Here is an 11,638-nt window from a genome sequence, read left to right on the forward strand (position 1 = left end):
TTTATAAGGGAAGCGTGTTGGCGGTTGGGATGAAGGCCGAAGACCGGACCCGTTGGAGTACCCGGCCGGGTTCCCCGGTCGCTATCCGGAATGCGCGTGCGGCGGCGTGCGCTGATACTCGAAAACCGCGGGGAGGGCACACATTCGCGCGGCCTCACATGATGCGCACGCTCCGGCGATCTCGCAACCGCAAAACACCGGATAGGTGAACGGCTTGTGGATGGGCGGGCATCACCGCCGTCATGCCGTCGGCGTGCGGCACCACAAATGCCCCTGACGCGAGACGCGGGTTGGCGACGCATCGCGAAAAAAACAAACGGCCCGTTCTTCCGCCGGGTTTCCCCGGTTGCCGGAATACGGGCCGTTATACGTCTGCTTCGCCGGCGTGCCGGGAGAGCTTGTCGATCAGACTGATTCAATCTGATCGGAACATGCTCTAGTGAGCCATCACCACCGGAACGGTCATGGACTTCAGCATGCCGTAGGTGGCGCCGCCGAGGACGAATTCGCGCATGCGCGAATGGCCGTAGCCGCCCATGACCACCATGTCGACGCCATTGTCGGAAACGAAGTTGAGCATCGCGTCGGCGACGGAGGTGTCGGGCGAGGCGACGGTTTCCAGGTTCACCTTGAAGCCGTGGCGGGCGAGATAGGTCGCGACTTCGGCCCCCGGCTCGCCATCGCGCTTCTGGCCGCGGTCGACCATGACGACGGTGATCTTGCCGGCGAGCTGGAGGAGCGGCAGGGACGAGCGGATGGCGTGAACGGCCGTGGCGCTGCCATCCCAGGCGATCATCACATGCTCGGCGGAGAATTTCGGCTTGCCGGCGTAAGGCACGATCATGACCGGCACGCCGGAATCGAACAGCGCGGCCTCGATCAGCACCTCGCCGATGGCGTCACCGCGCTCGGCGTCGTACTGGCCCATGACGATCAGATCGGAAAGCCGGCACTGGGCGATGAAGGGATCGGCGGCGCCGCCGCCGGCCATCTGCACGACACGGCCTTCATACTTCACGCCGTTGCGATCGGACGCGGCGTTGAATTCCTGCAAAGCGGCCTTGGCGTCGTCCTCCGACTGCTTGCGGGCCTGTTCCAGGTAGTCCGCAGGCATCGGCGCGATCAGATAGCCGGGCATGACCGGGTTGTAGGCAAGTGCGAGGCCGGTAACGTGCGCCTCCGTCCTGCCTGCCAGATCGAGCGCGACATTCATCGCATTCTTGGGTCCACGCAGATCGACAAGCGTGGTGATGTCTTTCAATGCCATGTGTCCTTACCTCCTCATCCAAGCTGGCGCGACAGGCGCCAACACCAGCCAGCGTTTCGACTGTGCTACCCGGTGATATCCGTCTCATTGACCGTGATCAATCAAACGATGCACAAAAGCGGCAATCAAGGGCGATCACATGGGCAAGTGCCTTCACACGGGCGCGTGCGTTCGCATGCGGTGGCGGGCACCGTCGGTCGGCGCGAATCACTTGACCCTGCCGCCCGCGCCTGCGACCACCGGAACAGACAGGAACCGGCCGCTCGGCCGGCACGAGGGAGACTGACGACGTGGCGCAAGCCCAGACCAATGCCGCGGAATTCACCGTTTCGGAGATTTCCGGCGCGATCAAGCGAACGATGGAAGACACGTTCGGTTATGTGCGTGTGCGCGGTGAGGTGTCGGGATACCGTGGTCCGCATTCCTCCGGTCACGCCTATTTCGCGCTGAAGGACGAAAAGGCGCGCCTGGAAGCGGTCATCTGGCGCGGCGCGTTCTCCAAGCTGAAGATTCGCCCCGAAGAGGGCATGGAAGTGATCGCCACAGGCCGCATCACCACCTTCCCCGGCTCCTCGAAATACCAGATTGTCATCGACAGCCTGGAGCCGGCGGGCGTCGGCGCGCTGATGGCGCTTCTGGAGGAACGGCGCAAGAAGCTCGCCGCCGAAGGCCTGTTCGACGCGGCACGCAAACGGCCCCTGCCCTATCTGCCGCGCGTCATCGGCGTGGTCACCTCGCCGACCGGCGCCGTCATCCGCGACATCCTCCACCGCATCAACGACCGTTTTCCGCTGCACGTGCTGGTGTGGCCGGTCCGGGTGCAGGGCGATACCTGCGGCGCGGAAGTGTCCGAAGGCATTCGCGGTTTCAACGCGCTGACGCCGGGCGGCGCGATCCCGCGCCCCGACGTGATCATCGTCGCGCGCGGCGGCGGTTCGCTGGAGGACCTGTGGGGCTTCAACGACGAGGTGGTCGTTCGCGCGGCGGCCGCGAGCGACATTCCGCTGATTTCCGCCGTCGGCCACGAGACCGACTGGACGCTGATCGATCATGCCGCCGACGTGCGCGCGCCGACGCCGACCGGAGCGGCCGAAATCGCGGTGCCGGTGAAGGCGGAACTTGTCGGCATCGTCGACGATCTGGCACGGCGCAACGGCACGGGCCTGTTGCGGCTCATCCAGAGCCGGCGCACGGAGCTGCGCGCCGCAGCGGCCGCCCTGCCGCGCGATCTCATCGCCCTCCCGCGCCAGCGCCACGACATGGCGGCCGGCGCGCTCGGTCAGGCGCTCAGAAGCAATACCCAGACCCATCGCGGCCGGCTTCAGGCCGCAAGCGGACGGCTGCATCCGGGCATGTTGCGCCAGGGAATCCACATGGGACGCGAGCGGCTTGCCGGCTTTGCCCAGCGCACCGGGCGGGCGTTCGACGTCATCTCCCAACGCCATCGCGCCCGGCTCGACGGGCTGTCGCAAATGCTCGATGCGCTGTCCTACAAGAGCGTCATGAACCGTGGCTATGCGGTGGTGCGCGACGGTGACGGCGCGCCGGTGCCGCGCGCGGCCGGCGTTTCATCCGGCATGGCGATGCAGATCGAATTCGCGGACGGAGCTGTCGATGCGGTTTCGCTGGGCGGCGGCGGCAAACCGGTGCCCGCCGGACGCAGGAAACCGAAGACCAGGACGAAACCCCAGACGCCGAAACAAGGCGACCTGTTTTAGGGGACGGCCCCACGAACGAGACGGGAATGGCACGGACGCCTTCCGCTTCGCGCGGGGTGAATGCCGGGCCCGGCGCTGCGGAACGCCTCTCTCCCGGGAACATGCCAAAACTTGAACCTAATAGTTTAGAATTATTCTAACTTATTGTTATAAATAGTCTATTTCTTGACTGACCCATCGCTTTCTCTAAACTGCCGCAACGCTGGGAAAGCGGGTCTTTCCACAGCCGCGCGTGTTTTCCGTTGAGGTTCCGGCATCATCGATTTCCCAAGCCGGCACAGGAACTGCGCAAAACCTTGCCTGCCCTTTCAACAGCCGCCTTCCGGAATTCGGAAATGGCGGCGAACAGATCGGACAACGGCAGGATCTTGCCCCTGCCGCTTGGAGGAACAAAATGGCTCATCGTCTTTCGCGCACCACGCGCGCATCTGGCCCTGCCCCGCACGGACCCAGCGGAGCGCGCACGCGCATACCCGCACTGCGTGGGATCATCGCCGCCTTCGGCCTCGCGCTCGCTGCGGGCGGGATGGCGTCGCCGGCGCAGGCTGATGGGTCGGTCAACATCTATTCCTACCGCCAGCCCTACCTGATCCAGCCGCTGCTCAACCGTTTCACCGAGGAGACGGGGATCGAGACCAACATCGTCTACGCGTCCAAGGGGCTCGGCGAGCGCATCAAGGCGGAAGGCGTGAATTCGCCTGTCGACGTGATGCTGACCGTCGATATCGGCCGGCTGGAAGGTGCCAAGACGCTGGGCTTCGCCGCGCCGCTCGACAATGCCACGATCAACGCCAATATTCCGGAGAATTTCCGTGATCCCGAGAACCGCTGGTTCGGACTGACGGGGCGCGCCCGCGTCGTCTACGCCTCGAAGGAGCGGGTGACCCAGAATACGATCACCTACGCCGAGCTTGCCGACCCGAAATGGAAGGGCCGGATCTGCACGCGTTCCGGCCAGCACGACTACACGATCGGCCTGATCGCCTCGATCATCGCCCATGAGGGGACCGACAAGGCAAAGGCGTGGCTTTCGGCGGTAAAGGAGAACCTCGCCCGCAAGCCCACCGGCAACGACCGGGCGCAGGTGCAGGCGATCTATTCCGGCGAATGCGACATCGCGCTCGGCAACACCTATTACATGGGCAAGATGCTGACCAACGACAAAGAGCCCGAGCAGGAGACCTGGGCGAAGTCGGTGAAGATCCTGTTCCCGGATGCGGAAGGGCGCGGCAGCCACGTCAACATTTCCGGCATGGTTCTGGCCGAGCACGCGCCGAACCGGGACAACGCCGTCCGCCTGATGGAATTCCTGACCTCCGACGAGGCACAGGGACTCTATGCCGAGATCAACTTCGAATATCCGCTCAACCCGCATGTGGCGCCGTCGGAGCTCGTCAGCTCCTGGGGCAAGCTCCATCCCGACAGCCTGCCGCTGATCGAGATCGCCAAGCATCGCCGCGAGGCGAGCGAGCTGGTCGACGAAGTCGCCTTCGACGACGGCCCGTCGAGCTGAGCGGGCGGGTTCGTGAGGAGACAGACGGAGCCGGGAAATCGCCGCGAGTTCCCCTCTCCCCCCTTGCGGGGGAGATGTCCCGAAGGGACAGAGGGGGGTGAGCGGCAGGTTCGGTGTGGGTGGCCTGCCCCCCTCTGTCGCGCGAGGCGCGACATCTCCCCCGCGAGGGGGGAGAGGGGTGCAAGGGGGATGCGCACGGACAAGTGCGCATTTCCGAAGGATGGCCGATACGGCACCGATCCCTCTCCCCGTCATTCCCGACCTGATCGCGGATCCATTGGACTGTCCATTTTGGCAAGCGCCGAAAGGCGGGTGGAGCCAGGGCCGGCGGAGGCAAGACGGTCATGACCCTTGTCGCCAACGAACAGGCGCTGCCCCTCACCCGCCGTGGCAGCGGTCGCGGATGGCTTGTCGCGCTCGCCCTCACCGCTGCTCTGGTGCTCGCGCCCATCGTGGCGATCGCGGTCATTGCGTTCGAACCCTCCAGCGCCGTCTGGCACCACCTGATCACGACCGTCCTGCCGCGCGCGGTGGCGACCACGGCCTGGCTGATGCTGGGGGTGGGGCTGATGACCGGCATCATCGGCGTCGGCACGGCGTGGCTCGTCACCATGTGCCGGTTTCCCGGGCGCCGGTTCTTCGACTGGGCGCTGCTGGTGCCGCTGGCCGTGCCGACCTACATCGTCGCCTACGCCTATGTGGACATCCTGAACTACACCGGGCCGGTGCAGAGCGCGATCCGTGCCATTTTCGGCTTTCACACCTCGCGCGACTACTGGTTTCCCGAAATCCGGTCGCTGCCCGGCGCCGTCTTCGTCATGGGGCTGGTGCTCTATCCCTACGTCTATCTCACCGCACGGGCGAGCTTCCTGATGCAGTCGGCCTGCGTGCTCGACGTCTCGCGCACGCTCGGCGCAGGCCCCTTGCGGCTGTTCTTCCGCGTGGCGCTGCCAATGGCACGGCCGGCGATCGCGGTGGGCGTGTCGCTCGCCCTGATGGAATGTCTCAACGATATAGGCGCGGTGGAGTTCTTCGGCGTGAAGACGCTGACCTTCTCGGTCTACGACACCTGGCTCAATCGTGGCTCGCTGGCCGGTGCCGCGCAGATCGCCTGCGCCATGCTGGTCGTCGTATTCGCGCTGTTGTGGATCGAGCGCCATAGCCGGCGCAACCAGCGCTTCCACCTGACATCGACGCGCTATCGCGCGCTGCCGGGCTACCGGCTCACGCCGGGCTGGAGCGCGCTCGCCATCGTCGCCTGCGCGCTGCCCGTGCTGCTGGGCTTCGTCATGCCGGCGCTGCTGCTCTCCGACTTCGCCAGCCGCCGACTGGAAAGCCTGAGCGCGCCCGGCTTCCTGTCTGCGGCGACGAATTCGCTGATCCTCGCCACCGTCGCCGCCGTCATCACGGTGGGCCTGGGCATCGTCATCGCCTATGCCCAGCGGGTGCGCCGCTCTCCGCTGCTGCAGGCGGCGGCACGGCTTGCCGCGATCGGTTATGCGGTGCCCGGCACCATTCTCGCCGTCGGCATTCTGGTGCCGCTCGCCGCCCTGGACAACGCGATCGACGGCCTGGCCCGCGAGACGTTCGGCTTCGCCACCGGGCTTCTGCTCACCGGGTCGGGGGCAGCTCTCGTCTATGCCTATTCGACCCGATTCCTCGCTGCCTCCTATGGCACGATCGAGGCGGGGTTCGCGAAGGTTTCGCCCCATATCGACATGGCCGCGCGCACGCTCGGACGCACATCGGTGAAGACGCTGTTGCAGATCGACCTGCCGATCATCCGGCCGGTGCTGTTGTCGGCGGCGCTGCTGGTCTTCGTCGATTGCATGAAGGAACTGCCGGCGACGATCCTGCTCAGGCCCTTCAATTTCGAGACGCTGTCGACCACGGTTTATGCGGCCGCCTCGCACGAGGTTTTCGAGGATGCGGCCCTGCCGGCGCTGACCATCGTGCTGGTCGGGCTCATCCCGGTCCTGCTGCTGGCGCGCACCAGCGGCGCGAGCTATCGCACGAACGCGACGGCGCGCGTTCAGGCCTGATCGGCAGGCGGCGGCGATCCCCGGATCGGTTCATGGTCTGGCGGAAGCGGATCTCATGTATTCGTACTGAGGCCCATCCTTCAAGACGCCCGCTGTTGAACATGTGAGGAGCGCGGTACGCTCTCGAACCGTGACGCGCTCCGGAATCTCGCCCCGAGCCGGGCATTCTCGCCTATACTGCGGATAGTGCGGATGCCTTCCCCTTCCGCCGTCCCTCCGCTCCGCCCTCCCTTCCGCTCAAGGAGTTCCCCTTGGCCAGCCCCAACAAGCAGACCCAATTCAATATCTGGTACGTGCTCGCCGCGATGCTCCTGATCTTCATCTTTCAGGGCTGGTGGGTGACCTACAATACCGTCGAACAGGTCCCCTATTCGCAGTTCGAGCAATTGCTCCGGCAGGGCAAGGTCGCCGAAATCTGGGTTCGCGACAACACCATCGAGGGCACCTTCAAGGAGCCGACGAAGCAAGGCCGCGACCGCTTCGTCACCGTGCGCGTCGACAAGGACATTTCCGGCCTTCTCGACAAGTACGGCGTGACCTATCGCGGCGTCGTGACCAACACCTTCGTCTCCGATCTTTTGTCGTGGATCCTGCCGCTGGTGTTCTTCTTCGCGCTGTGGATGTTCGTTTTCCGGCGCATCGCCAAGAACCAGGGCGGGCTTGGCGGGTTCATGACCGTCGGCAAGTCGAAGGCGAAGGTCTATGTGGAGACCGACATCAAGGTCACCTTCGCCGATGTCGCCGGTGTCGATGAGGCAAAACAGGAGTTGCAGGAGGTGGTCGCCTTCCTGAAAAACCCGCAGGAATACGGGCGGCTGGGCGCGCATATCCCCAAGGGCACGCTGCTGGTCGGGCCACCGGGCACCGGCAAGACGCTTCTGGCACGCGCGGTCGCGGGCGAAGCCGGGGTGGCGTTCTTCTCCATCTCCGGTTCCGAATTCGTGGAAATGTTCGTGGGCGTGGGTGCCGCGCGGGTGCGCGACCTGTTCGAACAGGCGCGCAAGAAGGCCCCGGCGATCATCTTCATCGACGAGCTGGACGCGCTCGGACGCTCGCGCATCGCCAACCCGATGGGCGGCAGCGACGAGAAGGAGCAGACGCTGAACCAGCTTCTGTCCGAACTCGACGGCTTCGACCCCTCCTCCGGCATCATCCTGCTGGCGGCGACCAACCGGCCGGAGATCCTCGATCCGGCGTTGACGCGCGCCGGGCGCTTCGACCGGCAGGTGCTGGTCGACAGGCCCGAAAGGATCGGCCGCCGGCAGATCCTCGACGTGCATATCCGCAAGATCAAGAAGGACGACGACGTCGATCTCGATCAGGTCGCCCAGCTTACCGTCGGCTTTTCCGGGGCGGATCTCGCCGGCCTCATCAACGAGGCGGCCCTTCTGGCAACGCGACGCGGCGGCACCTCGGTGACGATGGACGACTTCACCAACGCCATTGAACGCGTCGTCGCCGGCATCGAGAAGAAGAGCCGCGTGCTGTCGCACGACGAGCGCACCCGCATTGCGCATCACGAGATGGGACACGCGCTGGTGGCGGCGAACCTCAAGGGGGTGGATCCCGTCCACAAGATCTCGATCATTCCGCGCGGGGTGGGCGCGCTCGGCTACACCATGCAGCGCCCGACCGAGGAGCGCTTCCTGATGACGGTGACGGACCTTGAAGCCCGCATGGCGGTGTTGATGGGCGGGCGCGCGGCGGAAAAGATCATTTTCAGCGAGATCTCGACCGGCGCTTCCGACGATCTGCAACGGGCGACCGAAATCGCCCGCGAGATGGTGGCGCGCTACGGCATGGACGAGACGCTGGGCAACCGGGTCTATCTCGCCCCGCGCGAGAACCAGTTCGGTCAGCCGATGGTGGAGCACCGGGAAATCGCGGAACAAACCTCGCGCGAGATCGACATTGCCGTGCGCGAGCGGGTGGAAGACGCCTTTCGCCACGCGGTCGAAATCCTGACCGCGCACCGCGCGGATCTGGAAACCGGTGCGGAACTGCTGTTGGCCAAGGAGACGCTGACCGATGCCGATTTCCCGCCGATCAGGCCGGCGGACAAACGCGCCGCCGCCAACTGACGCGTCAACGCGGAGCGCCGGACGTCAGCAATCGGGGACTTTGATGTCCTGTTCAGCCTCCGGCGTGTCCGTCGCGGCCGCAACGGGGCCGGCTTGCGCCGGATCCTCGATATTGAGGTCGGGATAGTATTGCTCGATCCAGGCCTCGAGCGCGGTGTGCGACACCGGCTTGCTTACCAGATACCCCTGCGCCATCGTGCAGCCGTGGGTCTTCAGAAAGGCGAGCTGTTCCTTCGTTTCCACACCTTCCGCCACCGTCTCGTAGTCGAGGCTCCGGGCCATGGCGAGGATCGTCTGGACGATGACCTCCGCGCTCTGGTCGGAACCGATACCGGCGGTGAAATTGCGATCGATCTTGAAGATGTCGAAGGGCAACCGCGTCAGATGGGCGAGGCTGGAATAGCCGGTTCCGAAATCGTCGATGGCAAAGCGGATGCCCGCCTCGCGCAGCGGATCGACGATGCGGGCGATCTCCGTCGCATCGCGCATCGCCATGGATTCGGTCACTTCCAGCTCCAGCAACCAGGGCGGCAACCCGGTTTCCTCCAGCACCCCCATGACCATGGCCGAAAAGCCATCGGGATCGCGAAACTGCGCCATGGAGATGTTGACCGCGACGCGCAGACGGCACCCAGCAGCCAGCCAGCGCTCGCCCTGGCGGCAGGCATCGCGCAGCACCCAGCGCCCGATCTCGACGATGAGGCCCGTCTCTTCGGCGATATCGATGAAGGCGGCCGGGCCGATCAGTCCGCGCTCGGGATGGTGCCAGCGTAGTAGCGCCTCCACGCCCACCAGAGCCCCTGAACCGGTGCTGACCTGCGGCTGATAATGCAGCTCCAGTTCGCCGCGCGCGACCGCCTCCTGAAGCTGGGTTTCCAGCCGCACCCTGTCGGCGGCGAGGCGGTCTATCTCGGCGTTGTAATGGGAATGGCTCGTGCCGCCCGCCTGTTTGGCCGCGTACATGGCGATATCGGCGTTCTTCAGAAGCGTCGTGTAGGTGCGCCCGTCGTGCGGATAAAGCGCGATCCCGACGCTTGCGCCCACGGAGACGGGAATTCCGTCGACGGCGCCGGTGTTGCGAACCGCACCAAGCACGGCTTCAGCCGTGCGCGATGCCTCGGCCGGACTGTGGCAGCCGGGCAGGAAAACCGCGAATTCGTCCCCCCCGAGGCGCGCGACGATGGGAGTTTCGCAAGGCAACTGCAGCTGGGCTTTCGCAGCCGCGCGCGATGCCGGCAGCGATACGGAGTTGGTTCCGCAGACCGTCTGGACCAGGTTGCGCGCGACCGTCGCCAGCAATTTGTCGCCAACATCGTGGCCGTAGGTGTCGTTGACGCGCTTGAAGCGATCCAGATCGATAAACAGGACGGCGAAGGTCGCCTCCTCATGCTCGGCCGCGACGATGGCCCGTTCCACTTCGTTGCGGAAGCACTCGCGGTTGCAGAGCTTGGTGACGCTGTCGATGAAGGCGAGCTGGTGGATGCGTTCCATGTTGCCGCGAATGGTGCACACCATTTCCGAATAGGCGCGCGCGAGCACGCCGATTTCGTCCCGGCGCTCCACCGGAAAGGGTGCATCGAAATCGCCGGCGCTGACGCGATGGGCGACATGGGTGAGATGGCGTACGGGCCGCAGAAAGCCGTTGCCGAAATGCACGGTGAGCGGCATCGCGCCGGCGATGAGAAAGATCGCGATGAGCGCATTGCGCTGCCAGATGGTCTGTACGACTTGCGATGCATCGGGACGCAGCACCGCGACGAATGCGACGCCGACCAAGGTTTGCCTGTCGTGCGAGACGACCTGCCTGTCATGGAAAACCGCGGAGCCGTCCCGAGAGAAGACAGGCATGGCAATTTCCACCATCCGTCCTGTCAGCCGGACTTCGCTGTGCCCCGTTGCCAGCACATCGTTCATGATCGGCGAAGGATTGGTCGGGACGGGGAACCGCGTGGCGGTGTCGCCGTCGATCAGGCGCTTGTGAACGGGATCGAAGACCTGCACGCTACGTACGAACGGGTCGATAACGATGCTTTCCAGTTCCTTTTCCAGCGTCACATAGCGATGGCTGGTCAGGTGCAGAGCGGCGAGCCGGCTCACGGTCGAGACCAGAGTCGTGGCGTTCTCGATCGCCTTCTTTTCTTCCTCGCGCAGATCCAGATAGCTCGCCGCGACGATCATCGTCACCGTCAGGCCTGTGAACAGGCCAATGACAAGCATGATGAACCGCGCCCGCATACTGATACAGAAACGGCTCAAATACCGCCGCCGAAGGAACCTGCGCAGCCCACCACTGCGCCTCACCACACTCTCATACTCATTCATCCCCTGCCGGGCAGCACGGACCGTTGCGATCAGAGAACCTGGCCGAATCGCAAAGCGGGCAGACCTTTCCCCTATTACCAAGGTTCCATGTACCAAGGGGCAGGTTTACATCCAGTTGATAGAATGCTGAAAATGCAGGCCCTGGTGCTCTTTCCAGTATGTGCGCAAGGAAAAACAACAGATCCGCGTTCGTTTCGCCTGCTGTCGCAAGGAGATTCTTTTGCGCAGAAGGTTCCTTTCGTCGCTTTGCGATGGAAACGCCCGGATAAAGGTGCGACGCGGAACGCCGCACCAATTCATCGCGAAGCCCGCACGGGCGCATCGTGGCGGCCGGAGCAACACGACGAATTTGTGGATAGCGACCGCCGCAGCGCCTTCGCGCGATGGTGTTCAAGGCAATCGGCGCGGATTCGTGCAATCCTTCGCATTGTCGACTCATGACTGACGCGGTTCGCGGCCAGCCCTCAAGACCGTCCTGGCGCACGCAGCGGCCGCCTTGGCGCATGGTCGTGGCGCATGGTCGTGGCGCATGGTCGTGGCGCATGGTCGTGGCGCGCTCGCGAACAGGCCTCTCGCCTTGAGTGCGATGCGTCGTAATTCGCATTGTCATTTCAAGCGCACAACCGCCTGGCGCCGCAACAAACCGCTTGCGGTTCCGCACGAGAGTTTCTATGCCGCCGTCACGGCGCAGTATT

At 64.7% G+C, this 11,638-nt stretch carries 7 protein-coding genes; 5 read left to right on the plus strand and 2 right to left on the minus strand.

Annotated features, from left to right (window positions below; all coding sequences use genetic code 11):
• Positions 1 to 436: 436 nt before the first annotated feature.
• Positions 437 to 1,267, minus strand: coding sequence for a universal stress protein (locus C8N35_RS02205; RefSeq protein ID WP_107987982.1), 831 nt, complete (start codon positions 1,265 to 1,267; stop codon positions 437 to 439).
• Between the two features lie 290 nt (positions 1,268 to 1,557).
• On the opposite strand from C8N35_RS02205, the gene xseA reads away from it, so the two are divergent.
• From xseA to ftsH, 4 genes are all read left to right on the plus strand, one after another.
• Complete coding sequence (xseA, locus tag C8N35_RS02210; protein WP_107987983.1) at positions 1,558 to 2,985, plus strand: exodeoxyribonuclease VII large subunit; 1,428 nt, start codon at positions 1,558 to 1,560, stop codon at positions 2,983 to 2,985.
• A gap of 526 nt (positions 2,986 to 3,511) precedes the next feature.
• Positions 3,512 to 4,498, plus strand: a complete 987-nt coding sequence (locus C8N35_RS02215; RefSeq protein WP_210203422.1) for a Fe(3+) ABC transporter substrate-binding protein — start codon at positions 3,512 to 3,514, stop codon at positions 4,496 to 4,498.
• Between the two features lie 344 nt (positions 4,499 to 4,842).
• Positions 4,843 to 6,540, plus strand: coding sequence for an ABC transporter permease (locus tag C8N35_RS02220; protein ID WP_107987984.1), 1,698 nt, complete (start codon positions 4,843 to 4,845; stop codon positions 6,538 to 6,540).
• A 251-nt stretch (positions 6,541 to 6,791) separates the two neighbouring features.
• A complete protein-coding gene (gene ftsH / locus C8N35_RS02225) occupies positions 6,792 to 8,621 on the plus strand; it encodes an ATP-dependent zinc metalloprotease FtsH (RefSeq protein WP_281261761.1) in 1,830 nt (609 codons plus the stop codon).
• Between the two features lie 24 nt (positions 8,622 to 8,645).
• On the opposite strand, the gene C8N35_RS02230 is transcribed toward ftsH, so the two are convergent.
• Positions 8,646 to 10,838 carry a putative bifunctional diguanylate cyclase/phosphodiesterase gene (locus C8N35_RS02230; protein ID WP_170121996.1) on the minus strand — a complete coding sequence of 731 codons (2,193 nt, stop codon included), beginning with the start codon at positions 10,836 to 10,838 and terminating at the stop codon, positions 8,646 to 8,648.
• 237 nt (positions 10,839 to 11,075) lie between these two features.
• On the opposite strand from C8N35_RS02230, the gene C8N35_RS23535 reads away from it, so the two are divergent.
• Positions 11,076 to 11,384, plus strand: coding sequence for a hypothetical protein (locus tag C8N35_RS23535; RefSeq protein WP_146177331.1), 309 nt, complete (start codon positions 11,076 to 11,078; stop codon positions 11,382 to 11,384).
• Positions 11,385 to 11,638 lie beyond the last annotated feature (254 nt).

This window comes from Breoghania corrubedonensis (assembly GCF_003053845.1).
Lineage (GTDB): Bacteria > Pseudomonadota > Alphaproteobacteria > Rhizobiales > Stappiaceae > Breoghania > Breoghania corrubedonensis.